This is a genomic window from Kribbella speibonae, from assembly GCF_004331375.1.
Taxonomy (GTDB): domain Bacteria; phylum Actinomycetota; class Actinomycetes; order Propionibacteriales; family Kribbellaceae; genus Kribbella; species Kribbella sindirgiensis.
On sequence record NZ_SJKC01000001.1, the window covers coordinates 1,620,060 to 1,643,546 of the forward strand.

26 protein-coding genes are annotated in these 23,487 nt (G+C 69.5%); 7 read left to right on the plus strand and 19 right to left on the minus strand.

Annotation, left to right across the window (positions count from 1 at the left end; genetic code table 11):
- Positions 1-11 precede the first annotated feature (11 nt).
- Genes E0H92_RS08130 through E0H92_RS08140 form a run of 3 tightly spaced genes read left to right on the plus strand, consistent with a single transcriptional unit; the run spans position 12 to position 1,704 of the window.
- Complete coding sequence (locus tag E0H92_RS08130; RefSeq protein WP_131495832.1) at positions 12-503, plus strand: SigE family RNA polymerase sigma factor; 492 nt, start codon at positions 12-14, stop codon at positions 501-503.
- A complete protein-coding gene (locus tag E0H92_RS08135; RefSeq protein ID WP_131495833.1) occupies positions 500-1,333 on the plus strand; it encodes a PASTA domain-containing protein in 834 nt (277 codons plus the stop codon). The genes E0H92_RS08130 and E0H92_RS08135 overlap by 4 nt, the downstream gene beginning before the upstream one ends.
- A 32-nt stretch (positions 1,334-1,365) precedes the next feature.
- Positions 1,366-1,704: an MmcQ/YjbR family DNA-binding protein gene (locus E0H92_RS08140; RefSeq protein ID WP_131495834.1), complete on the plus strand. Its 339-nt coding sequence runs from the start codon at positions 1,366-1,368 to the stop codon at positions 1,702-1,704.
- On the opposite strand, the gene E0H92_RS08145 is transcribed toward E0H92_RS08140, so the two are convergent.
- Positions 1,661-2,254 (minus strand): GNAT family N-acetyltransferase, encoded by a 594-nt coding sequence (locus E0H92_RS08145; RefSeq protein WP_165549722.1) that lies wholly within the window; start codon positions 2,252-2,254, stop codon positions 1,661-1,663. The two genes, E0H92_RS08140 and E0H92_RS08145, sit on opposite strands and share 44 nt — an antisense overlap.
- 233 nt (positions 2,255-2,487) lie before the next feature.
- Between E0H92_RS08145 and groL the strand changes: the two genes are divergently transcribed.
- Entirely contained in the window at positions 2,488-4,113 is a 1,626-nt protein-coding gene (gene groL / locus E0H92_RS08150; protein WP_131495836.1) for a chaperonin GroEL, read from the plus strand.
- Positions 4,114-4,184: 71 nt separating this feature from the next.
- On the opposite strand, the gene E0H92_RS08155 is transcribed toward groL, so the two are convergent.
- Entirely contained in the window at positions 4,185-5,135 is a 951-nt protein-coding gene (locus E0H92_RS08155; RefSeq protein ID WP_131495837.1) for a glycoside hydrolase family 6 protein, read from the minus strand.
- A gap of 54 nt (positions 5,136-5,189) precedes the next feature.
- Entirely contained in the window at positions 5,190-5,588 is a 399-nt protein-coding gene (locus tag E0H92_RS08160; RefSeq protein WP_131495838.1) for a guanyl-specific ribonuclease, read from the minus strand.
- A 214-nt stretch (positions 5,589-5,802) separates the two neighbouring features.
- Here E0H92_RS08160 and E0H92_RS08165 point away from each other — a divergent pair, with 214 nt between their 5' ends.
- Together E0H92_RS08165 and E0H92_RS08170 are read left to right on the plus strand one after the other, a co-directional pair.
- Positions 5,803-6,735, plus strand: coding sequence for a GNAT family N-acetyltransferase (locus tag E0H92_RS08165; RefSeq protein ID WP_131495839.1), 933 nt, complete (start codon positions 5,803-5,805; stop codon positions 6,733-6,735).
- Positions 6,736-6,811: 76 nt separating this feature from the next.
- Complete coding sequence (locus E0H92_RS08170) at positions 6,812-7,273, plus strand: hypothetical protein (RefSeq protein WP_131465909.1); 462 nt, start codon at positions 6,812-6,814, stop codon at positions 7,271-7,273.
- A gap of 1 nt (position 7,274) precedes the next feature.
- Here the strand turns inward: E0H92_RS08170 and E0H92_RS44955 are convergent, their stop codons facing one another.
- The 12 genes from E0H92_RS44955 to E0H92_RS08230 form a co-directional block, all read right to left on the minus strand.
- Positions 7,275-7,775: an FHA domain-containing protein gene (locus tag E0H92_RS44955; RefSeq protein WP_238153136.1), complete on the minus strand. Its 501-nt coding sequence runs from the start codon at positions 7,773-7,775 to the stop codon at positions 7,275-7,277.
- A gap of 296 nt (positions 7,776-8,071) precedes the next feature.
- On the minus strand, positions 8,072-9,349 hold the full coding sequence (locus tag E0H92_RS08180; RefSeq protein ID WP_131465913.1) for a vWA domain-containing protein: 1,278 nt from the start codon (positions 9,347-9,349) through the stop codon (positions 8,072-8,074).
- A gap of 16 nt (positions 9,350-9,365) precedes the next feature.
- Positions 9,366-10,442: a PP2C family protein-serine/threonine phosphatase gene (locus E0H92_RS08185; protein ID WP_131465915.1), complete on the minus strand. Its 1,077-nt coding sequence runs from the start codon at positions 10,440-10,442 to the stop codon at positions 9,366-9,368.
- Entirely contained in the window at positions 10,427-12,775 is a 2,349-nt protein-coding gene (locus E0H92_RS08190; RefSeq protein ID WP_131495840.1) for a serine/threonine-protein kinase, read from the minus strand. The genes E0H92_RS08185 and E0H92_RS08190 overlap by 16 nt, the downstream gene beginning before the upstream one ends.
- On the minus strand, positions 12,772-13,686 hold the full coding sequence (locus tag E0H92_RS08195) for a hypothetical protein (protein WP_238173344.1): 915 nt from the start codon (positions 13,684-13,686) through the stop codon (positions 12,772-12,774). Before E0H92_RS08195 ends, E0H92_RS08190 begins: the two co-directional genes overlap by 4 nt.
- Before the next feature lie 197 nt (positions 13,687-13,883).
- Positions 13,884-14,879, minus strand: a complete 996-nt coding sequence (locus E0H92_RS08200) for a glutamate ABC transporter substrate-binding protein (protein ID WP_131495842.1) — start codon at positions 14,877-14,879, stop codon at positions 13,884-13,886.
- Positions 14,876-16,204 carry a hypothetical protein gene (locus tag E0H92_RS08205; protein WP_131495843.1) on the minus strand — a complete coding sequence of 443 codons (1,329 nt, stop codon included), beginning with the start codon at positions 16,202-16,204 and terminating at the stop codon, positions 14,876-14,878. The genes E0H92_RS08200 and E0H92_RS08205 overlap by 4 nt, the downstream gene beginning before the upstream one ends.
- Positions 16,201-17,589 (minus strand): AAA family ATPase, encoded by a 1,389-nt coding sequence (locus E0H92_RS08210; RefSeq protein ID WP_131495844.1) that lies wholly within the window; start codon positions 17,587-17,589, stop codon positions 16,201-16,203. Before E0H92_RS08210 ends, E0H92_RS08205 begins: the two co-directional genes overlap by 4 nt.
- Positions 17,586-18,167 carry a hypothetical protein gene (locus tag E0H92_RS08215; protein ID WP_131465926.1) on the minus strand — a complete coding sequence of 194 codons (582 nt, stop codon included), beginning with the start codon at positions 18,165-18,167 and terminating at the stop codon, positions 17,586-17,588. The genes E0H92_RS08210 and E0H92_RS08215 overlap by 4 nt, the downstream gene beginning before the upstream one ends.
- Positions 18,168-18,201: 34 nt before the next feature.
- Positions 18,202-19,452, minus strand: a complete 1,251-nt coding sequence (locus E0H92_RS08220) for a toxic anion resistance protein (protein WP_131465928.1) — start codon at positions 19,450-19,452, stop codon at positions 18,202-18,204.
- Positions 19,453-19,550: 98 nt separating this feature from the next.
- Entirely contained in the window at positions 19,551-20,006 is a 456-nt protein-coding gene (locus E0H92_RS08225; protein ID WP_131465930.1) for a dihydrofolate reductase, read from the minus strand.
- Complete coding sequence (locus E0H92_RS08230; protein ID WP_131286204.1) at positions 20,003-20,794, minus strand: thymidylate synthase; 792 nt, start codon at positions 20,792-20,794, stop codon at positions 20,003-20,005. The genes E0H92_RS08225 and E0H92_RS08230 overlap by 4 nt, the downstream gene beginning before the upstream one ends.
- Positions 20,795-20,844: 50 nt before the next feature.
- Between E0H92_RS08230 and E0H92_RS08235 the strand changes: the two genes are divergently transcribed.
- Entirely contained in the window at positions 20,845-21,495 is a 651-nt protein-coding gene (locus E0H92_RS08235) for a peptidyl-tRNA hydrolase (protein WP_131495845.1), read from the plus strand.
- Here the strand turns inward: E0H92_RS08235 and E0H92_RS08240 are convergent.
- From E0H92_RS08240 to E0H92_RS08255, 4 genes are read right to left on the minus strand one after another with little or no spacing between them, the layout of a single operon-like run.
- Positions 21,474-22,064 carry a dihydrofolate reductase family protein gene (locus tag E0H92_RS08240; RefSeq protein ID WP_131465934.1) on the minus strand — a complete coding sequence of 197 codons (591 nt, stop codon included), beginning with the start codon at positions 22,062-22,064 and terminating at the stop codon, positions 21,474-21,476. The genes E0H92_RS08235 and E0H92_RS08240 overlap by 22 nt on opposite strands.
- Before the next feature lie 2 nt (positions 22,065-22,066).
- A complete protein-coding gene (locus tag E0H92_RS08245) occupies positions 22,067-22,666 on the minus strand; it encodes a dihydrofolate reductase family protein (protein WP_131465936.1) in 600 nt (199 codons plus the stop codon).
- Positions 22,667-22,668: 2 nt separating this feature from the next.
- Positions 22,669-23,139 carry an SRPBCC domain-containing protein gene (locus E0H92_RS08250; protein ID WP_131465938.1) on the minus strand — a complete coding sequence of 157 codons (471 nt, stop codon included), beginning with the start codon at positions 23,137-23,139 and terminating at the stop codon, positions 22,669-22,671.
- Positions 23,136-23,465, minus strand: coding sequence for an ArsR/SmtB family transcription factor (locus E0H92_RS08255; protein WP_131465940.1), 330 nt, complete (start codon positions 23,463-23,465; stop codon positions 23,136-23,138). The genes E0H92_RS08250 and E0H92_RS08255 overlap by 4 nt, the downstream gene beginning before the upstream one ends.
- Positions 23,466-23,487 lie beyond the last annotated feature (22 nt).

Genomic DNA, 23,487 nt, shown 5'->3' on the forward strand with positions numbered 1-23,487 from the left:
TGAGGAGGGGTATGGACGAGTTCACTGAGTACGTCACCGCACGCTGGCCGACGCTGGTGCGGTCTGCGGTTCTGCTCGGCTGTACGCCGTCCGAGGCTGAGGACCTCGTCCAGTCCGCGTTGGAGCGCTGCCTGGTCAAGTGGAACCGGGTACGGGTCGCGGAGGACCGTGACGCGTACGTGCACCGCGTACTGGTCAACTGTTTCCGCTCCTCCCGCAGACGTCGCTGGCACGGCGAGTTACCGTCCGCGTCCCTCCCGGAGTCCCCGGGCGCCGACCAGACGGCAGGTGTCGACGACACGGACGCCGTGATGCGCGCACTCGACCGCCTGCCGGGCGACCAGCGCACAGCCGTCGTACTGCGGTACTACGCGCACCTGAGCGAGCAGCAGATGGCGTCCGTACTGGGCGTCGCCGCCGGCACCGTCAAGAGCCGACTGTCCCGAGCGGTGAAGGCCCTGGCGCAGGACCCACACCTGGCAGAACTGCGAGAACCCCGATGACCGACCTGACAGACCTCCTGGCACGCACCGCCGACCAGACCCCCGTAGGACCGCCCCCGCTGGACGCTCTCCACGCCGGAGCGACCCGCCGACGCCGCCGCCGTGCGGCGGGACTCACAGCCACTGCCGTAGTAGCTGTCGCGGCGGTGATCGCTGGGACCACCCTGCTGACCTCACACGACCAGACCGCCCCCGTGACGTCACCGACCCCGACCCCAACACCGATCGCACCTGCAACCCGCCTGGTCGGCCTCGACCATGCAGCCATCGCTGTTCCTGTGGACTGGCCCACCAACAAGAGCCGCTGTGGCACGCCAATGGTGGACACGGTCCTCATCGACGACCCGAGCGCAGGGCAGTACTGCATGATGTATCGCCCGGTCGGCGTCGAGAGCGTGAAGCTGGGCCGCGGCGGGCCTGAGCCGAAGCTGTGGACCGACGAGAACATCGTGATCGGCGGGGTGCCGGCGGTGCGCCGGCAGACGACCTGCAGCACCGGGAGCAACAAGGTCCGGATCTGCACGGGTGAGGTGCGTTTCCACGACTTCTGGTTCCGGGCGGAGTCCTCCACAAGCGCTGCCGAGGTCGACCGGCTGCTGTCCCAGGTCGTGGTCACGCCGGACCTGGCCGGCGTACCGAGCTACCAGTCGTTTCCGCAGATACTCACGGGGACGGAGTACGCCGGTGTGCTGAAGGACCTCGGGCTGAAGGCGACGTTCCGGTACACGAAGAACCCCAATTACCGCCCTGGTCAGGTCCTCGGCGTCTCGCCTGCTCCCGGGATGATGCTGGGCCTTGGGACGACGGTGACGGTGACTGTGGTCAAGTGAAACTGTCGGTGGGCACGCCTAGCCTCCTCGATATGGATGTCCAGGCGGTGGTGAAGGTGATGGCGGCGCTGCCGGGCGCCGAGGAGCAGGAGGGGTGGGCGGGACAGCCGGTCTTCAAGGTCCGCAACAAGAGCTTCGCGTACCTGTCCGAGGACCAGACCCGCCTGCACCTCAAGGCGCTCCGCGAGGAGCAGGAGGCCCTCGTCGCGGAGAACCCGGAGGTCTACACGCCGTCCTGGGAGGGCGGCCGCTTCGCCTGGATCCTGATCCAGGTGGAGCAGGCGGACGAGGACGAGCTCACCGAACTGGTCACCGAAGCCTGGCGCCTCACCGCCCCGAAGTACCTGATCGCCCAGCTGGACGTGGGGTAGCGCGGACCAGGACCCACTGCGGGCTGGTGCGGCTGACTTCGGTGAAGCCTGCGTCCAGGTAGACGGACAGCGGGCCGCGATACAGGTCGGCGGACGGGATGCGACCCGCCACAGCGGTGTCGACGGCGCAGGCCTCGACGGTGCCGGCGCCGTACGAGCGTGCCAGCTCGAGAGCCCCGTGCACCAACTCCCCGGCGATGCCCTGCCGCCGGTGCCCGACCGGTACGACGAAGCAGGTGATCACCCAGGCGTCCGGGTGGTCCGTGCGCCAGTTGGGCGAGGCCTCGACCCGCGGGTACGTCGTACGCGGTCCGGCGGCGCACCACCCGACCGGTGCGCTCCCGTCGTACGCGAGAACGCCCGGTGCCTGCTCGCCGTCACAGACCTGGCTCCTCAGGCCCGCACGGTTGTTCTCCGGGCTGCTGGCGGACCACGCCTTGCCGCGGAGGCGGAAGTACTGGCAGAAGCAGCGGGAGGGGTCGCCGCGCTCGCCCATCACCGCCTGGACGTCGGGCCAGGCGTCCGGGCCGGCCGGGCGTACGTTCACCATGGGGCCCACCGTAGCGGGGGCTGGCTTGCACTCGTTTGGGTCGAGTGCTAATACTTGGTTAGCACTCCATGGGTGAGAGTGATAAGCGCTCGTGTCCGGTGGAGTGTGCAAGAAGACGGCTTCGATGAGGTGCTGGAGCGCGGCGGGACATGAGCGTCGCGGGCCGGTGCCGTCCGTCGCGGGCATCGGGCCGGCTGGACCACAAAGACTCGACGCGGGAGGACTCGCGGAGAATGCCCAAGCTGATTGCTTTCGATGAAGAGGCGCGCCGCGGCCTCGAGCGGGGAATGAACACCCTCGCCGACGCCGTCAAGGTGACGCTCGGCCCGAAGGGCCGCAACGTCGTGCTGGAGAAGAAGTGGGGCGCACCCACGATCACCAACGACGGCGTCTCCATCGCCAAGGAGATCGAGCTCGAGGACCCGTACGAGAAGATCGGGGCCGAGCTCGTCAAGGAAGTTGCCAAGAAGACCGACGACGTCGCGGGTGACGGTACGACCACCGCCACCGTGCTGGCCCAGGCCCTCGTCCGCGAGGGGCTGCGCAACGTCGCCGCCGGCGCCAACCCGATGGGCCTGAAGAAGGGCATCGAGAAGGCGACCGAGGCCGTCAGCGAGCAGCTGCTGGCGCTGGCCAAGCCGGTCGAGACCCGCGAGCAGATCGCGGCGACCGCGTCCATCTCGGCCGCGGACACCCAGGTCGGCTCGATCATCGCCGAGGCGATGGACAAGGTCGGCAAGGAAGGTGTCATCACCGTCGAGGAGAGCAACACCTTCGGCCTCGAGCTCGAGCTCACCGAGGGTATGCGCTTCGACAAGGGCTACATCTCGCCGTACTTCGTGACCGACACGGACCGGATGGAGGCCGTCCTCGACGACCCGTACATCCTGGTCGTGAACAGCAAGATCGGCAGCATCAAGGACCTGGTCCCGGTGCTGGAGAAGGTCATGCAGACCGGCAAGCCGCTGGCCATCATCGCCGAGGACGTCGAGGGCGAGGCCCTGGCCACCCTGGTCGTGAACAAGATCAAGGGCACCTTCAAGGCCGTCGCCGTCAAGGCGCCGGGCTTCGGTGACCGCCGCAAGGCCATGCTGGTCGACATCGCCGTCCTCACCGGCGGCGAGGTGATCTCCGAGGAGGTCGGCCTCAAGCTCGACACCGTCGACCTCGAGCTGCTCGGCCAGGCCCGCAAGATCGTCGTCACCAAGGACGAGACGACCATCGTCGAGGGCTCGGGCGACGCCGACCAGATCACCGGCCGGGTGAACCAGATCCGCGCCGAGATCGAGAAGTCGGACTCCGACTACGACCGCGAGAAGCTGCAGGAGCGGCTGGCCAAGCTGGCCGGCGGCGTTGCGGTCATCAAGGTCGGCGCGGCCACCGAGGTCGAGCTGAAGGAGCGCAAGCACCGCATCGAGGACGCCGTTCGCAACGCGAAGGCGGCCGTCGAGGAGGGCATCGTCGCCGGTGGTGGGGTCGCGCTGCTGCAGGCGTCCGTCGCGGCCTTCGAGAAGCTGGAGCTCGAGGGTGACGAGGCGACCGGTGCGCAGATCGTGCGCTCGGCCGTCGAGGCCCCGCTGAAGCAGATCGCCGTGAACGCCGGCCTCGAGGGCGGCGTCGTGGTGGAGAAGGTCCGCAACCTCGAGCCGGGTCACGGTCTGAACGCCGCGACCGGTGAGTACGTCGACCTGATCGCCAAGGGCATCATCGACCCGGCCAAGGTGACGCGCTCGGCGCTGCAGAACGCGGCGTCCATCGCGGCCCTGTTCCTCACCACCGAGGCCGTCATCGCCGACAAGCCGGAGAAGGCAGCAGCCGCTCCGGGCGGCGCGCCCGACATGGGCGGCATGGACTTCTGATCCAGAAGTAGTCCAACAGCACACAGCAGAAGGTCCCGGGCGAACGCCCGGGACCTTTTGTGTTGTGGGGGTCAGCTGCCGGTGATCAGGTGGTGGGCCAGTACGGGGGAGAACGTGCGCGTGGGGAGGTCTGGGGTGAGGCCGCAGGGGCCGTCGGATTCGCCGGGGGTGCGGAGCCAGAGGTGCAGGTCTACCGGGGCCGCGGTCCGGGCCGGGGGTGTGCCGAGTTTGCGGGCGGGTGGGTTGCAGGAGCTGCCGTCGGAGCCGTTGCCGTTGCGGCTGGTGTCGATGACGTAGTGGGTGCCGCCGCCGAGGGCCTGCAGGATCTCGGTGCCGCGGGTGACGGACTGCTCGGTGGTGAAGTAGTTCGCGGTGTTCAGCGCGAACCCGCGGACCTTGCCGACATCCGCGAGCCGCAGCCGCCGCGCCATCTCCTTCGCGTCACCCGACGTCACGTTCCCGGCGTCGAGGTACGTCCACGTATTCGGGTTCTTCACCGCCAGCACCCCCACGGCGTACTTCAGTAGCGCGATCCGCGCGTCCCACTCCGATGTCGGGTAGCAGTCCAGCCGCGCCAGCGCGTCCGGCTCGAGCACCACCACCGCGGGCCGTGTCCCGATCCCGGCCGACACCGCCGCGATCCACGTCCGGTACGCCGCGCCCGACGCGGCCCCGCCGCCGATCCCGCACTGCCGGCCCGGGAGGTTGTCCGTCACCAGCACCGGCAGCTTGCCCGCCTTGTCGGCCGCCGTCGTGTACGCCGTCACGCCCGCCTGCACGTCCCCGCTCCACGCGCCGACCCACCGCGCCGACGCCTGCGCGGCGATCTTCGACGCGAGCTCGGTGTCCTCCGGATGCCGCCGTACGTAGGCAGCCGCGGGTGAGGCCGGGTCGACGTAGAACCCGGTGGTGAGCTTCAACGGGTCGCCGGTCGCTTCGGCCAGCCCGGGTTCGGGCCGGCCGAAGACGAGCAGTGCTGCGGTCAGCAGCAGACCGGCAACGGTAGGACGCAGAGTCGGCATCGCAGAAGATCCTCCTGATCACTCAACGTGCCGACGACATTACTCGCAGCCAGCTCAGCGTTCTTCGTCGACCTCGCAGAAGGAGCTGTAGTGGTCGCTGGTGTAGTAGACGTGTGCGGGTGTGGTCATCGCGCCGCCGCCGACCAGCCGGCGGGCGCCGCGGTCGGGGGAGCCGGGCGTGATCACGGTGTACTCGTGGTAGTACCCGCTGGACTCGTCCGGGAGGATGCCCTCCCGGTTCGAGAAGACGGTGCCGTCCTGGTCGTACGGGAACGGCCCGCCGGAGTGGATCAGGTCGAGGGTGTCCGAGGCCTCCGGAGGCAACGAACTGAGCGCGCAGGTGTCGATCGCGGTGACGTACGACGAGGTGTGAGAAGGGGTTGGGGCGGCGTAGGCCGTGGGGCCCAGGGCTGTGGTGACAGCGAGGGTCGCGGCGGCGATGAGGGTTCTCATGCCCGGAGGCTTCCCGCCCGGAACGACCCCGGTACATCCCAGCTGTGAATAACAGGTGGACTATGACCCCTCGGACACCTAGGCTCTGGCGCGGCGAGAGAGATCCCGGAGCGGAAGGAGCGACCGATGAACACACTGACTTGTTTCCCGGCGCGCCCGATCCGCTCGCACAGCTCGCACTGAGCGGAGCAGCGCGCCTCCTGCTGGAGGATCTGTGACCATCCGCAACACCGTCGAGGCCGACCTCGACACCATGTTCGCTCTGATCGAGCAGAAGTCCGTCAACACCGTGACTCTCGAGCGGTACCGCGAGTACGTTGCCGCCGGCTACTACAAGCACGCCTGGAACTGGGTCGTCGAGGAGGACGGTGCGATCCAGGCCCTGGTGATCTGGTGGGGCGCTCCGGGCGAGACCCACCCGTACAGCATCGACGGCCTGTACTACGCCGGCGACGGTGATCCGGTCCCGGTGTGGACCGAGCTGCTGAAGTACGCCGTCGCGTCCCGGCCGGCTGATGCCGAGCCGCCGGAGTACCACTTCTTCCTGGACAGCGACTGGCAGGACGATGCCGAGGTCGTCACCGCGCTGCAGGTGCGGAGTGAGGCGGCCGCGGCGGTCGGGCTGACCGGGATCACCGATCGGCTGCGCTACGAATGGAAGCCTGAGTACGGGCTGCCGGAGCGGCCCACGCGGCTGAAGTTCGAGCCGGCCGACGACGAGGCGTTCGTCGACGTGTTCCGTCGGGTCAGCGAGGGCAGCCTGGACGCCGCCACCGCGCGGGAGATCGCGCGCCTGGGCGCCGAGGAGGCGGCCCGTGAAGAGGTGGCGATGTACAAGTCGATGCCGGGTGACCGGGACTGGTGGCGGCTCGCGTACGACGGTGATGGTGAGCTGATCGGGTTCCACGTGCCGTCGGCGAACGCGGGCGGGCCGGTTGTCGGGTACCTCGGCGTCGTCCCCGAGCACCGCGGCAAAGGGCTGATCAACGACCTGCTGGCCGACCTCACGCACCAGTTGGCGGAGACCGGCGCCGAGCAGATCCGGGCCGACACCGACTTCGGCAACGTCCCGATGGCGAAGAGTTTCGAGCGTCAGGGGTACCGGAAGTTCGCGGTCCGCCGCGTGCTGGCCTTCCCGGAGAACTGAGCCGTGAGGTAGAGACGCGCACGCCCCGAATCCCTATGCTCCCTGACATGTCAGAGAGTTCTGGGGGAGCGGGGCGATGCGTGACATCGCCCTGATCTTGCATGTCCTGGCCGGTGTCTTCGCGGTCGTGTTCGGCCCGTTGGCGATCGTGCTCACGCTGCGCCGCCGCGGGCTGAACTGGGCCGGCGAGGTCTACCACTGGGCGATCGCGCTGGTCTGCCTGACCGCGCTGGTGATGGTCCCCTACGACTGGGACCGGCTCTGGTACTTCTGGCCGATCACGATCGCGTCGTACCTGTTCGTGTACGTCGGCCAGCGCGCCGCCGAGGCTCCCGGCGGGCTCTGGTACCGCGGCGTGCTGCGCGGGTACGGCGGCGGCTGGATCGCACTGTGGACCGCGATCGCCGTCGTCTCCCTGCCGCACCAGTGGTGGGCGTGGGCGCTCCCGATCGTGATCGGTTCGGCCGTGATCGAGTGGCTGTGCTTCAACCCGCTACCGGGCTGGACCCAACAGACCCAGCCCGGCGCGACGACGTGAACTAGGCCTGTCCGGCCTGCTCTTCCGGGGTCGCCTTGCGGACCACGAGGCGGGTCCAGGCGCCGACGTACACACGGTCGTCCGGGTTCAGCTCCTGGCGCTGGCCCGGGATGATCGGGGTCTCCGGGAGCGGTCCGGCGGCAGAGGCGACGTACGTGCCGTTGGAGGACTGCAGGTCCTCCACCCACCAGCGCTGGCCGTCGGTGGTCAGCTGGGCCTGGCGGCGGCTCACGCCAGTGTCGTCGCCGCAGTCGATCTCCGGCGAGATCCCGCGGCTACGGGACGGCCGGCCGATCAGCAGGCTCTTCTCGGTCAGCGGGATCACGGTGGGCAGTCCCGGTGACGGACACGGGTCGTCGCTCTGCTGTACGGCGTACCAGTCCGGGTCGACCCAGCGCTCGACGACCCACTCGGCCAGCGCGGCTGGTGCCGACGGGGTCGGCGGTGGCGTCGCGGGAACCGGACCGGACGACAGGTCGAGTGACGAGGCCGGGCGTGGCATGGTGCCGGTGGTGAAGTCGTAGCCGCAGCTTTCGCAGAACAGCGCGTCGGGGGCGGCAGGCTCAGAGCAGTTTGGGCACGTTTGCACCGACGGGGCAGCGGGCGCCGCCGGGTCTGAGGTGACCGCGGAGGAGCCGGCACCTGCCCCAGGACCCGCCGGAGCGTTGGCCGCGGGAGTGCTGCCCGCGGGGGTGTTGGCTGCGGGAGCCGCTGCGCCGGCGTCTGCGGGGATTGGGAGCCCGCAGACGTCGCAGTAGTCGGTGGAGGTGGAGGGGTGTCCGCTGGGACAGTTCACGGTCATTTCCGCACCCGGGTGGTCTTGGTGGAGGCCGTGTCGAGCGCCATCTCGTCGGCTTTCTCGACCGTCCGCTTCAGCCGCACCGTACCCGTATCCTGGTCGTCGATCTCGACAACCTTCCGCAGCCGCGTGGTCGCCTCTTCGTTGCCGGTCTGCGCAGCGAGTTGCACCGCGCGACCGAGCTTCGTGGTCGCGGTCGCCGTGTCGCCGACCGCCTTCGCGGCCAGACCGTCCTGAATCGCCTGCGCCAGCTCGGTCTGCCCGGTGTAGTGCGCGACCTCCGGGCTGATCCGGGTGGTGAGCGCCTCGTCCGCGGACCACAGCGCCTTCACCAGGCCCTGCGCGACGGTGTCGTTGCCCAGCACCAGCTGCACGCGAGCGGCGAGCTGCTCCTGCCCGACCGCCTTCGCGGCCAGCCGGATCGCCACGTGGTAGTCGCGGGACTCGTCGCCCCAGGAGCCGGTCGGGTACGACCCCGTCAACGGGTTGATCGCCGTACGCCGCGACGTCAGGTCCTCGACCGTCGGTGCGACCTGCCGGACGAACAGCACCTCGGCGCCCTGCGGTGCCCAGACGCGCAGATCGGCCTGCGCGACACCACGGCTCATCGCGTTCTGGATGATCTTCGCGAACTCCTCGGCCAGCTGGTTCGGTGCCGGGATGATGTCGACAGTGCCGAGCAGCGCCTGCGCGATCCGCCGTACCTCGTCGACCTGCCAGGCCACGCCGACGCCACGGGCATCGCACTGGAACTGGCCGGTGACCGCCTGGATCGTCTGGGTCAGCACCTCGGGAGTCTCGTGCTGGTTCTCGCCGTCGGTCAGCAGAAGCGCGTGCTTCTGGGTCAGCGACGGCACGGTGGCGAACACCCGGGAAGCGAGCCGCAGCCAGGTGCCCATCGCGGTCCCGCCGTCGGCGTAGAACCGCGACACGGCGTCCTTGGCGGCCTGCCGGGTGTACGGGTCCATCTTGACCATCACCGGCTCCGCGGACGGCGGGAACGCCAGCTGCGCGCGGTCGTTGCCGGAGATCACCGCGAACCAGACACCGTCGAGGATCTGGTCGAGCGCGGTCTGCGCGGCGTACGCCGCCGCCTGGACACCGTCGCGACCCATCGAGCCGGACGTGTCGACGATGATGATCTCGCCCGCGTCGCCGCTGCCGGACTGCCCTGCGGCGCCGGCGCCGGTGCAGTTCACCGTGACGATGGCGTGCACGTCGGTCCCGCCGTCCGGCAGGAACTCGTTCTGGTAAACGGAGGCGGTGAAGTCGGCCATCTCGGGTCCCTCTCCCTTAAATGCGTGCGAGCGCGACGGTGATGTTGTCCTGACCGCCCTGGGCGTTGGCCCAGTCAACCAGGGCGGACGCGGTGGCCAGCGGTTCGCCGCCCTTGTCCGCAGCTGTCTGACGTACGAGGTCGGCCAGCGGTGCCGCCTCGGAGCAGTAGTTCCAGAGGCCGTCCGAGCAGACCAGCAGCCAGCCCGGACCGCTCACCTGCTGCGTCGTGGTCCGGGGCGTGTGGTCCGGCGCGTCCTTGCCCAGCCAACGGGTGATCGCGTGTGCGTGCGGTCCGGACTCGGCCTCCTCGCGCGTGACCCCGGTGGCGATCAGCTCGGCGGCCCACGAGTCGTCGACGGTCAGTGCGACCGGCTCGCCTGCGTCCGGGAACCAGTACGCACGGCTGTCGCCGACACTGCCCGCGACCAGCAGCCCGTCCTCCAGGACGGCCGCGACGAACGTGCAGGACGCCGGGTTCGGGCTGTCCGGACTGGTGTTGTCGAGTACGGCGTCACTCGCCGCGTCGGCCGCCGCCTTGAGCCGGGCCGCGGTCGCGCTCGCCCGTGACGAGTCGGTGCCGAGGCCCTGCGCGCGACCGGCCTCGAGCACCTCACGCGCCGCCCGGGCGGCCGCCAGCGAGGCGACGTCGGAGTCGAGTGACGAGCTGACGCCGTCGCACACCACCAGCAGCGCCCGGCTGCCTGGCTCGGCGTCCGCGGCGATGGCCATCGCGTCCTCGTTCCGGCTGTGCCGGATGCCGCGGTCGCACACCCCGGCCACCCACGGAGCGGGCTGCTCCTCGAAGTGGTCACGCGGCTTGGCCGCCTTGGTGCCGCAGGTCTCGCAGTACCCGTCCGCGCCGACGGTGCCACCGCACGACCTGCACGGGCCGGCAGCGGCTGCAGCCTCCGGCCCGGGCACCGCGCCGATCTCCACGGTCGGCTCGGTGTCGGTGTCCAGGGCCGGTGAGGTCGGGGCGGTCCCCGGCTTCAGCTCGGCGCCGCAGGCCTCGCAGAACAGGTCCGCTTGGGACACCGCCCCGCCGCAGCTGGGGCAGACCGTGTCGGTCGTACTCGTCATCGCAACGTCCATCCTCGAACCTCGTTGGCCTGGTCGACCAGGGCGATCCGTTCCGGCCGGGTCTGCGCCTGGTCGGCCAGCAGCCGGTAGGTGGCCTCGAGCCCGTCCCGCAGGGAGGTCTCGGTGGCTGCCCGTCCGTCGATCCGCAGAGCTTCCTGCGGACCGGACTGCTGGACCTCGGCGAGCGCGGTCCGGAACACGTTCGCGGCCAGGTTGGCCCGGTCGACCGGGTCGATGGTCAGCGTCGCGATGCTGTCCATCGCCTGGGCGAGCGCGGGAAGGCCACGCCCCGATCCTGCCAGCACACCGGCTCGCTGGCGACGAGCCCGTACGTACGCGCCGCTGGTCGGCGGTACGAGTTCGAGTGCGTTGAGCGCGCCGTCCAGGTCGTTGCGCGAGGTCCTGATGTTGGTCAGGCCGAACGCCGACGGGGCGATGTAGTTGGCGTCGGTGCGCGCGCAGGTGAGGTAGAGGCCCTCGGCAACGTCGAACTCGCCGCTGTGCTCGCAGGAGATCGCCAGCGCGAGCTTGGGCGCCAGCTCACCCGGCACCTGGCCGTAGACCGCGTTGAACGCGGACTGGGCTGCCTTGGAGTCGCCACGCGCCAGGGCGACCAGTCCGGCCATCCAGACCGCTCGCCACTCCCACGGGTCCGCGTTGAGCAGGTCAGCGACAGCGGTGTCGACCATGTCGTAGCGCTCCGGTCCGACCTCGAGAGCAGCCTCAGCGACCTCGAGAAGCGTCTGCGGCGACTGCTCCGGCGCGTTGACCAGCAGGTCCAGACGCTCGGCCGGGTCCGGCACACTGACCGTCTTGAGCCAGCCGGCCATCTTGTCGCTGTCGTCCGGCGCCAGCGACGGCAGCTGCTGCCACGGCAGGGCCGCCTCGCCCAGACCGGCGGACCTGTCGCCCGGCGTACCGAACAGGAGCGACGACGCCGAGTGCTGGGCCGCCTTCACGCCCTGCTTGTCAGCCACGACCTCCCGCAGTACGCCGAGCAGCTGCACGCGGAACTCGTCCGCGGACTGGAACCGGTCCGCGGGGTCCTTCGCGCAGGCCTTGGCCAGCAGGCGATACACCGAGTCGTACTTCTGGAAGAGCGGTACGTCGGCGACCGGCGGCAGCGCGTCGACGTACCGGCTCTGGTAGCCGCGGAACTCCATCGCCAGCACGCACAGCGTCCGGCCGAGCGTGTAGATGTCGGAGGCGATCGACGGGCCGACCTCGGCCACCTCGGGTGCCTGGAAGCCGACCGTGCCGTAGATCGCCGAGTCCAGGTCGTCGATCCGCCGGACACCGCCGAGGTCGATCAGCTTGACCGCGTCACCGACCTGGATGATGTTGTCCGGCTTGAAGTCGCAGTACACCAGGCCGAGATCGTGCAGGTACGAGAACGCCGGCAGGATCTCCAGCAGGTACGCGATCGCCTGGTCGATCGGCAGTGCGTCGTACTGGCCGTTGTTGGCGGCCATCCGCTGTTTGAGCAGGGTCTTCAGCGAGGTGCCGCCGACGTACTCCATGACGATGTAGCCGGCGCCGTCGTGGGTGACGAAGTTGTAGATCTCGACGATCAGCGGGTGCTCGACCCGGGCCAGGAACTGCTGCTCGGCGATCGCGGCCGCGACCGCGTCCGGGTCCTCGGAGTTCAGCAGGCCCTTCAGGACCACCCAGCGGTTGGACACGTTCTGGTCCTGGGCCAGGTAGATCCAGCCGAAACCGCCGTGCGCCAGGCAGCCGCGGACCAGGTACTGCCCGCCGACCAGGTCGCCGTCGTGCAGCTTCGGCGAGAACGAGAACCGGTTGCGGCAGTTCGGGCAGAACCCCTCGGTCCGGCCCGGCTGACCGTTGCGGGAGCGCCCGACCGCGTGGCCGCAGCTCGGACAGTTCCGGCGGTCCTCCGGGACCATCGGGTTGGCCAGGATCGCCTTGCTCGCATCGATCGCCGGGATCGTCGGCACATGGGTCAGCCCGGCGCCGAGCCGCGCGCCGCGCAGCCGGGTGGACGACGTACCGAGCTTGCGGGTCAGCTTCGAGCCGGCCTGTTGCGCCCGCGCCGAGCCGAGTGGCGTCGAGGCCAGCCGGTTGGAGGCGCGGGAGACGGTCGACACCGTACTGATCGGGTCCGGGTCGGCCGCCATGCCGCCGTCCGGGGCGGGCGAGCCGCACACGTCGCAGTACCCGTCGACGTACGTCCCGGTGCACCCCGGCTGCGTGCACTTCCCAGTGGCCGGGGCTGCGGTCGACGGTTGGGCGCTCGGCGCGGCGGGGGAGCCGCAGACGTCGCAGTACCCGTCCACGATGGAGCCGGTACAGCCCGGCTGGGTGCAGGCGGTGTTGGTCGTCATTTCGTCCCTTCCAGGTAGGCCTGGTAGGCCGCTACCAGTGCGCCGAGGCGAGCCAGTTCCACCGGCTCGGTCTCGATCACCGCTCGGCCGCGCCGGTACAGCTCGGCGAGATCTTCGTTGCCCGGGGCAACACTTGCCGCCTTCACCAGATAGGCGTCCAGCAGTTGGGCCAGCTCGTCACGTCGTTGCAGGGCAGCCCCGTACGCCGCCTGCGCCTGACCGAGCGCCCGCCGTACGGCGTCCAGCCGGGTCAGGTACTTCGCCAGCTCGGCCGGGGTGTTCGGCACCGCCCCGAGCGCGGTCACATCCGGTACGGCGAGGCGCGGCGCCGGACTGACCGTGGCGACCGCCTTGTCCGCCAACGCGCGCACAGCCGTGCCTTGTGCTTCCAGCTCGCTGCGTACTGTGCGGGCCCGGGCGACGTCGGCGGCGCGCTCCTTGCGGGTGGCGGCACCGACGATCAGATCCCGTTCGACCTTCGCGGCATCCTGGTCGAGCGGGCCGATCAGGCCGCCGATGTCGGCGCCGCGCTTGTTGCGGTCGGTCAGGTCGACGAGCCGGCGATCGAGGTCGTGGTGCTTGGCGAGCGCGTCGTTGCGGACGTTCGCCGGCTCCTGCTTGACCAGGTCGCTGATCCGCTCCACCTGAGCCCTCAGCTGCCGCAGCCGGGCTGCGAGATCGGCGTCACCGGGCTGGAGCGCGAGCTTCGCGCGCAGGCTGGACGCCAGCGCGTCCGACAACTTGCAGGCCTCAGGCAACGAAACGGCCAGCGAACCGCCCGCGCCGCCGGCGTCCAGGCCGCCCCAGATCAGCGTGGAGATCCGCTCGGTCTCCTGCTGCCCGACCCGGCCCGAGTCCCAGGTGACCAGGATCAACTCGTACCGGTCCGAGACCGCCTTCCAGACCGTCATGCTGAGCACAATGTCGGCACTCAGCGCGTCCCCGTCGGGCGAATGCAAGGCAGCCTGATCCAGCTCGTCCAGCTCCGCCTTCCGCCGATCCCGCCACTCCCCAAGCGCACCAAGATAAGAGAGCAGCTCCGTAGCAGGAACGCTGCTCCCCATCCGCCCCGGCGGCGCAGGAGCCGAAACAATCGGCGTACGAACGGTCATTGCGGCGGAATCGGTCGGCCGTACAAGGGTGTGGGCGGCACCGGCGCCTTACCGAGGGCCGGCTCCAACCATCTGTCGTACGACGCCTTCCAGTAGCCGTTGACCTTGATCTGCTCGAGCACACCGTTCACGAACTTCACGAACTCCGGGTGCAGCAGTGAGATGCCCAGACCGTACGGCTCTTCGCTGAACCGCTCCTTGAGCACCTTGGCATACGGGTCCTGTGCGACGTCGCCGGCGAGCACCGTGTCGTCACCGCTGATCCCCTGCGCCTTGCCCTGCTGGAACAGCACCAGGCATCCGGTGTCGGTGTCGGCCGTGATCGGCTTGATCTTCGGATTCCGCTTCTTCAGGTTGTCCAGGCTGGTCGACCCGGCCGGAGCGCAGATCGTCTGGTCGGACAGGTCGTCGGCGGTCTCGGCCTTCGAGTCGAGCTGCACCAGCGTCTTCTGGCCGGAGCGGTAGTACTCGGCCGAGAACGCGATCTGCTCCCAGCGCGCACAGTTGATGGTCATGTTCCGGGCGACGATGTCGACCGGGTTCTTGGTGTCGCGCAGGGAGGGGATCCGGGCCGGGCTGGAGATGACCCGCAGCTCGACCTTGTGCGGCTGGCCGGTCGCGGGTTTGCCGAAGATCGCGTCCGCGACCGCGTAGATCATGTCGATGTCGAAACCCTGGATCTGACCGGTGATCGGGTCCCGGTAGCCGAGGTTGTAGCTGTCCGCAGACACACCGGCGATCAGCCGGCCGCGCTTCTTGATGGTCTCCATCCAGGTGCCGGCCGGCATCGGCCCGGTCGGATCCGGCAACGGGCCGTCCGGCTTGAACGACGCGAGTGCATCGATGCCCTTGCAGTTCTCCTGCGCCGGCGTGGCCGCGGGGGCGACCGAGGGCGAAGGCTTCGCCGGGATCTGGGTGGCGGTGTAGTTGCCGTTGCCGCAGGCGGTGAGGAGGAGGGCGGTGGCGGCGGCTAGTGGGATCAGTTTCTTCATCGGTACTCCTCCAGTCGCTGCGACATGCCCCAGGCGACCAGGAGCGCGGCCAGGATGCCGATCGGTACGCCGAGCCAGCCGATCGGCGGGAGGCCGTCGCGCGCATCCTTCAGTTCGCTCTGCACGGCGGTACTCGTCCGCGTCAGCTGCTGGTTGGACGAGGAGTCGAAGGCCTTGAACGTCGCGACCGAGTTGTCGGCCGTGTTCTTGCCGACGGCCATCGCGACGGCGCCGTCCCAGTTGCCCTCCGTGCCGTCGGCCGTCCGCACCTTGGTGTGCACGGCCTTGTAGGCGGTCCACAGCTGCTGCAGGTTGCCGCCGCTGCCGCCGACCTTGCCCAGCTGCTCGTCCACCTGGGCGGCCGCCGCCGTGTACGCCTTGTCGAACGCGTCGCCGGAGCCCCGCGCGATCAAGGTCAGGCTCTCGTTCGAGCGTGCGTCGTACGCCGCGATCCGGGCCCGGGACAGCGCCAGGGTGCGGTCGTACTCGGCACTGCGGGTGTCCTTCGCGGAGCTCGACGCGCCGGCGAGTGCGACCCCGCCGATGACGGTGGTCAGCAGGACAATGGCGGCGCCGGCGGCGATCGGGACGTTGAGGTAGCGGTGCGTACGGCGGGCCAGCCAGCGGAGCGTGATCGCGAAGATCACCAGGCTCAGCAGGCCGCCGACGAGGACCCAGATGGTGCCTTTGCTGATTCCGTCGAACTCGGTGTCGACGCGCTTCTCGTTCGCCTCGACCAGTGCTTTCACCAGCGGCAGCGAGTCGTCCTGCAGTACCGAGTTCGCGTCCTTCAGGTACTGCGAACCGATCGGGAGGCCCTGGCGGTTGTTGGCGCGGGCCTGCTCGATGAGTCCGCCGTACGTGATCAGCGTCTTGTTCAGCGCGCCGAGCACGTCGCGGTCCGCGGGCTGCGCGGTCGCGGCCTCGGCGATCAGCCCGGCGGCCGCGGCCAGCGAGTTGACGAAGTGCGCACGCTGGTCGGGCGGTTCGAGACCGCCGACCAGGAACGCGTTGGTGGCATCGGCGTTCGCGCTCACCAGGTTGGTGTGGATCGCCTGGATGCGGACCAGTTGCGCGGTGTTCGCCTGGGCGCGGTCGAGGGCGCCTTCGGACTGGCTGAAGCCCTGCGCGGCGGCGAGGCCGAACACCACGCTCATCGCCGCGGCCAGGATCAGGAACGCGCGCATCCGGCCCGGCGTACCTTCGAACCACTGCGCGACAGCGCCGCGTGGGTTGGCGGTCCTGGCGTTCGGCGCCGGCTGCGTCGCGCCCGGCGGCGGGGCCGCCGGCACGGTCGCGGGCGGCGCACTCTGCGTCTGGGTCACGCCTCTTCTCCTCGCTCGATCTGCTCAGCCTGCTCGCTTACGTCCGAAGAAACGTGGGCTGGAGACCTCGGTTCTTCGGACGCAACGGGTGCTTCGGTCAGATCTTCGGCGAGGATCTGACGCAGTTGGTCCGTCGTGGGTGCCGGTACGTCGCGGAGCCGCCACGCGTGCCGGCCGATCGCGGCCTCCAGCACGTTGCGCGCGAACCGGCCGTTGCCGAACGAGCTGTCCCGCGCGGTCGCCGCGAGCACCTCGTGGAACTTGTCCACCGCCTCCGGGACCAGCTCGTAGTCCGCGGCCTCGGCGAGCCCGGTGAGAATGTCGGTGAGTTCGTCGTCGCTGTAGTTCTCGAACTCGATCGTGGTCCGGAAGCGGCTGGCCAGCCCGGGGTTCGCGGCGATGAACACTTCCATCGGCTCGGGGTACCCGGCGACGATCACGACCAGGTCGTCGCGCCGGTCCTCCATCTCCTTGACCAGCGTGTCGACGGCTTCCCGCCCGTACTGGTCGGCGCCCAGGTCGCCCGCGGTCAGGCTGTACGCCTCGTCGATGAACAGCACGCCGCCCGCCGCGGACGCGACGACCTCAGCGGTCTTCGTCGCGGTCTGCCCGAGGTAGCCGGCGACGAGCTCGGAGCGGTCGACCTCGACCAGCTGTCCCTTCGACAGCAGGCCGAGCGCCTTGTAGATACCGCTCACCAGCCGCGCGACGGTCGTCTTCCCGGTGCCCGGATTCCCCACGAACACCAGGTGCCGCGTGATCGTCGGACTCTTCAGACCTGCCTCGGTCCGCAGCTTCTCGACCCGCAGTACGGCGACCTGCCGGTGCACCTCCCGCTTGACCCGAGCCAGCCCGGTCAGCTCATCCAGCTCGGCCAGCAGCTCCTCAACCGTCTTCGCAGGCTCTTCCTCTACTGCTGCTGCTTCTTCTTGTGGTGCTTCCTGCGCCTTCTGCTGCGGGGTTGACGCAACCTGGAGCGGACGGGCACCAGCAGCTTGGAGCTGGGCGGCGGCTGCCACCGACGCGTTGCCTACTACCCGCATGGTGGGTTCGCCCAGCGTGCAGGCCGCGGACGCGACCTCCGCGAGCGCCTCGGCGTACGCCGCCTTCTCCGCGGAACCGTTCGCGATCAGCTCGGTGAGGACAGCCGTCGGCGCGCCCCGCCAGCGACGGCCACGGACCGCGGCGTCGAAGAAGTCCTGCGTCGTCGCGCCCTCGAACGCCTTGCCCCAGTCGGCGGGTGCTCCGGGTGCCGATTCGGCCAGTGCGGCCGCCAGGGCGAGCGCCTCCGACCGGGCTCGGTCGTCCGCGACACCCGCGCGGCCGGCGACCACGAGCAGCTCGGACAACGCCTGCTGCAGAGACTTGCCCCCCGCGCCGCTCATGACCCTCCTCGTCCAGGTGGTGGTGCCAGTGGTCCCGCCGGTCCCAGGTCGGGCGGCGGGGTCGACTCGGTCGGGCCGAGGGCCAAGCCTCCGCCGGTGGAGCCGGTGCCGAACTTCTCCTGCAGGAACCTGCCGTGGGCGATCAGCGCCGCCGCGTCGGCGCGGTTCACCGCGTCGAAGACTTTGTCCATCGTCGCGGCCAAGAGGTCCAACTGATCGATCAGGATCATCAGCGACGTCTTGCCGCGGTCCACCGGGCGCGTGTCGGCCCACTGCCGCGGCAGCCGCAGGTACCCGCCGATCGCCTCCGGCAGGTAGTCGGTCGCCGTCGCCATCACGGAGTACGCCTGCAGGCTGCCGCCCAGGTTCCCGAGCCGCGGGATGGTCTCCCGGACGACGCGGACCACCCGGGCGACCCGCGACGCGACGACGGCCGGTACGGCGCCGCCGGCGACCAGCTGCTCGACGCGAACCAGCGCCGCCAGCAGGTCGTCGGTCGTCGGCGGCCTGGGGACCGGGGCAGGCTCGGGCTCCTCCTTGCGACCGGTCAGCCGCGCGAAGAAGTCACCTAGCGCCAAAGCCGTCCCCTAGCCTTTCGTGGTTCCCTGCGGTTCAGCGACCGAGGTTGAGGTCGAGGCTGCCGTGGACGACCTGCTGGTTCTGGTTCGCGACCCGGTCCAGGTACGAGCGGGACTTGGTCACCTCGTTCTCCAGCGTGCCGATCGTGGCGGCCATGTTGTCCAGCGCCTCGCCCTTGAACGTGTCGATCGCGTCCATGGTCGCGTAGATGTTCGCGAACGCGGCCTGCAGCTGCGGCAGCCCGATCGTCGCGGACGCGGCCTGCTGCTGGATCGCCACCGAGTTGTCCTTGAGCATCTGCGAGGTGCGCTCGATCATGCCGCTGGTGGTGGTGTTCAGCGCGGTGATCTGGTCCAGGACGAGCTTCTGGTTGCCGAGCGCCTGCGCGACGATGACCGCCGTCCGCAGCGCCGACACCGTGGTCGTGGACGCGCGGTCGACGCCCTTGATCAGCTCGATGTTGTTCTTGATCACGATGTCGATGGCCAGGTAGTTCTGGATCGACACGGCCAGCTGGGTGAGAAGGTCCTGGTGCTTCTGCCGGACGTAGAACAGCACGTCCTCGCGGAACGCCTTCGCCTTCTCCGGGTTCGTCACGTCCAGCTCCGCGATCGCCGCGGACAGCCGCGCGTCGAGGCGCTCGGCGACGTACACATACTGGTTCAGTCGCGTCATCGCGTCCCAGAGTTGTTGCTTCTCCAGGTTCAGCGCGGCGTTGTCCTTGCCGAGCTCGTCCTGGCCGTTGCGCAGGCTGTGCAGGATGCCCTCGAGGTGGCTCTGGGCGGTCTGGTACTTGCGGAAGTAGTCCTCGAGCTTGTCCCCGAACGGGATCATCCCGAGGAGTTTCTTCACCCCGGTGGCTTCCTTCGGGTCCAGGTCCTCGACCGTACGGCGCAGCTCGAGCAGCGTCTTGCCGACGGTCGAGCCCTCCGACAGGCCGCCTTCCTGGAGCGCGCGCACCGGCGACTGGAGCAGCCGGTTCGAGCTCTCGGCCGCGGCGCGGATGTCGAGGTCGCCCATGCTCCGCACGTCACTGGCCTTCGACGCGAACTCCGGCGAGCGCGGCTCGGCCGCCATCAGCGCGGTCAGGAAGGTGTCCACCTTGGTGTCCAGGCCCGGCAGCGCGGCCGGGTCGACCGCCGGCGCCATACTCGGCGCAGCGGTCTCCGCCACCGGCTGTGACGGTGCCGGCGCGGTCAGTATCAGTCCCGGTGCCGTGGCCGTCGGCGGCTGCAACGGCGCCGCGGCAGCGGCCTGAGCAGCGGTGTTGTCGGCTTCAGTCATCGTGTTCCCCTCCGAGAGGTGCCCCTGGATACCTCCGTGACGCGCACACAATCTACGCGGTTCCAGGTCTTCCTGGTGACCCCGTTGCCTACTCGTTGTTAGCTGCGGCGATAGCTAACGAAAGCGAAGCCGTCGTGAGGGTCGCGGGCGGTCTCGGTCCAGGTCGCTGGGTCGAGGGCCGGGAAGGTGACGTCGCCGTCGGGGGACTGGTCGACCTCGGTGAGTTCGAGGGTGTCGGCGTACGGGAGGGCCTGGCGGTAGATCTCGCCGCCGCCGGCGACGTACAGCGTGCCGTCGTACTTCAAGGCCTCTTCGAGGGAGTGCGTGACGTCGACGCCGTCCGCGGACCAGTCGGGTTGCCGGGTGACGACGACGGTACGGCGTCCCGGGAGCGGTCGGCCGATCGAGTCGTACGTCTTGCGGCCCATCACGAGGGTGTGGCCGAGGGTGAGCTGCTTGAACCGTTGCAGGTCCTCGCGGATCCGCCAGGGCAGGTCGTTGTCCCGCCCGATCACACCGTTCCGTCCGACCGCGGCGATCAGGATGACGGTCATACGGCGATGGGCGCCTTGATACCCGGGTGCGGGTCGTAGCCGACCAGCTCGACGTCGGCGATCTCGTAGCCGTCGATCGAGTCGCGCTTGGTCAGGTTGAGCGTCGGCAGCGGACGCGGCTCGCGGGTCAGCTGCAGACGGGCCTGGTCCAGGTGGTTCAGGTACAGGTGCGCGTCGCCGAGCGTGTGCACGAAGTCACCGACCTCGAGCCCGGTCTGCTGCGCGACCATGTGGGTGAGCAGCGCGTACGACGCGATGTTGAACGGCACGCCCAGGAAGATGTCGGCCGACCGCTGGTACAGCTGGCAGGACAGCCGGCCGTCCGCGACGTAGAACTGGAACATGGTGTGACACGGCGGCAACGCCATGTCGTCGACGTCGGCCACGTTCCACGCGTTCACGATGTGCCGGCGGGAGTCCGGGTTGTTCTTGATCGACGCGATCAGGTTGGCGATCTGGTCCACGTGCCGCCCGTCGGGCGTCGGCCAGGACCGCCACTGGTACCCGTACACCGGACCGAGCTCACCGTCGGCGTCGGCCCACTCGTCCCAGATCGAGATGTTGTTCTCGTGCAGCCACTTGACGTTCGTCGAGCCGCTGAGGAACCAGATCAGCTCCCCGATCACCGACCGCAGATGCAGCTTCTTCGTCGTCACCGCGGGGAAGCCCTGGGTGAGGTCGTACCGCGACTGGTACCCGAACACGCTCAGCGTGCCCGTCCCGGTCCGGTCCCCCTTCTCGGTCCCGTTGTCCAGCACGTGCCTCAACAGATCCAGGTACTGCTGCATGCCCTCACGCTACAACCTGCCGTACGGAGTCGACGTGGCAGACTCGCGGCGTGGAACAGGTGTTGACGCTGGTGATCCGGGTCGAGAAGAACGCGCGGCCGAGTCAGACGGACGCGTTGGAGACCGCGGCGCGGGCGGTGCTCGCGATCCTGGCCGACGAGCGGTCGTACGGCGAGGGGGAGTGGGCCGAGGCGATGGCTGCGTGGCAGGACAACCACATCCGCAAGATCACCAAGCGAGCCCGCGGCATCGAATGGCGCCGCGCCGAGGCGCTGCCAGGCATCACAGTCCACGGAACCGGAGCTGAGGTGCGGGTGTTTCCGCCGACGGGCGTGGACGACGTACCGCCTGACCTGTTCAAGCTCCAGGTCTCCGGCACCGACTTCGAGGACACCGCGGACCTCCCGCCCCTCGAACCCGGCGTACCGGTCCTCTGGCTCAACCCCACCCTCGAGATGTCCAGCGGCAAGGCGATGGCCCAGTGCGGCCACGCGGCCCAGCTCGCGTGGTGGGAGCTGTCGGAGCAAGCGCGGAAGGAGTGGCAGCAGACGGACTTCGCGCTCGCAGTCCGTACGGCCACTCCCGCGCACTGGCAGACGCTCCTCACCAGCAACCTCCCGGTGGTCCAGGACGCCGGCTTCACCGAGATCGCCCCGGGCTCCCGGACCGTGATCGCGGATCACCCTTTGCTGACGCGGTAGTGCAGGTGGGTGACGCGGTCGCCTTCTACTACGCGGGGGTTGTCGAGGAGGAGTTCGGGACCCACGTAGTCGCCGAAGAAGCGGCGGCCGGCGCCGAGGAGGGCCGGGGCCAGGTTGTAGGCGATCTCGTCGACCAGGCCGGCGGCGAGTGCTTGGCCGGTGAGGTTGCCGCCGGTGATGCTGACGTCGGCGTCGCCCGCGTACTCCTTGGCCTGGGCGACCGCTTGCTCGATGCCGTTGACGAAGGTGAACGGGGCGTCGGGGAAGGGCCAGTCGGTCGGCGGTTCGTGGGTGACGACGAAGACGTGCTCGCCGACCGCGGGGACGCCGTTCCACCCGTTGGTGATGTCGAACAGCCGCCGGCCGATGATGCACGACCGCACGTTCGGCCAGGTGGAGCCGATGTACTCCGCGCTCGCCGCGCTGACGTGGAACGGCCGGCCCGGGTCGGTCCCGTAGATCTCGACCGGACCGTTGTTGTACCAGTCGAACAGCGGCCCGACGCCGTCCTCGGTGTCGGCCACGAAACCGTCCAGTGACACGACGGCAGTTGCGATGACGTTGCCCATGACTACTTCACCACCTTGTAGGTCAGATGCTGCGCCGCGGGAGTCGACACGGCGTCGATCAGTTCGAGTGCGTACCCCGGCGCGGCCTCGGCGGGGAACAGCCGGGTCCCGCCTCCGAGTACGACGGGAGCTACGTGCAACCGCAGTACGTCGGCCAGTCCTTCGCCGAGCACCGCCTGGCAGATCTGTCCACCGCCCATCACGTAGACATCCTTGCTGCCGGCAACTTCTGCGGCCTGGGTGATCGCCTCGGCCGGGCTGCCGACGAAGCGGAACCGGTCGCCCAGGCGAGTCTTGGCGGGCGGTGTGTGGGTGACGACGAAGACGGGCGGGTTGACCTCACCGGTCGGCTTCGCGCCGTACCCCATTTCGTCGCTCCACCCGTCCGGGGCGTCGATCACGTCGAAGAGGTTCCGGCCCTGGACGACCGCGCCGCTCGATGCGAACGCGGCGTCGAGGACGGCGCGGTCCGCGTAGGTGCCGTGGAACACCCAGTCGTGGATGGGGTCGCCGCCGTCACCGAGCCCGTTGCCGATCCCGGCGTTGGGCCCGGTGACGTAGCCGTCCAGCGACACCGAGATGTCGACGACGACCTGGCTCATGATCAGCTCTCCTTGGCGAGCAGCTCGGCCAGGCGGTCCATCGAGTCGTTGATGCCGCTCTCCATGCCGTACTCGATCGACTGGTCGCGGGCCTCGACGGACGGGAACACCGACTGCTGGTGCAGCCGGACGCCCTTCTCGGTCGGCTCGAGTGTCATCTTCTCGATGCAGACCTCGCCCGGCGCGCCTTCCCACTCGAAGGTCTGGATGATCAGCCGGTCCTGCTCGACGGTGTGGAAGACGCCGCGGAACGCGTACTCACCGGAGTCGTCGCGGTGCACGTACCGGTACTTGCCGCCGGTGCGTACGTCGTACTCCTCGATGGTCGCGTCGAGTTCGCGCGGGCCGAGCCACTCGGCCACCAGGTCGCGGTCGGACATGACCCGGAACAGCTGCGCCGGCGAGGCGGCGAACTCCCGCGTCACCTCGACGAACGGGGTGCCTGCGGGCGTGTTGATGGTGGTGCCGCTCATGATCCTTGCTCCTTCAGTAGTGCTTCCATCCGGCGGAAGCGGCGTTCGGTTTCGAGCCGGTACTCGTCGATCCAGCTCGTGAGGGCTTCGAGGGCGGCCGGCACCAGGTGGCAGGGGCGGCGCTGGCCGTCCCGGGTCCTGGTGATCAGCCCGGCGGCCTCGAGCACCTGGATGTGCCGCGACACCGCCTGCTTGGTGATCGGGAACGGGTCGGCCAGCTCGTTCACGGTGGCCGGGCCGCGGGACAGCCGCGCGATCATCGCTCGCCGGACCGGGTCGGCCAGTGCCGCGAACGACCGGTCGAGCTGACCATCGTCAACCATCATCTTTATCAACCATTCCCTTGAT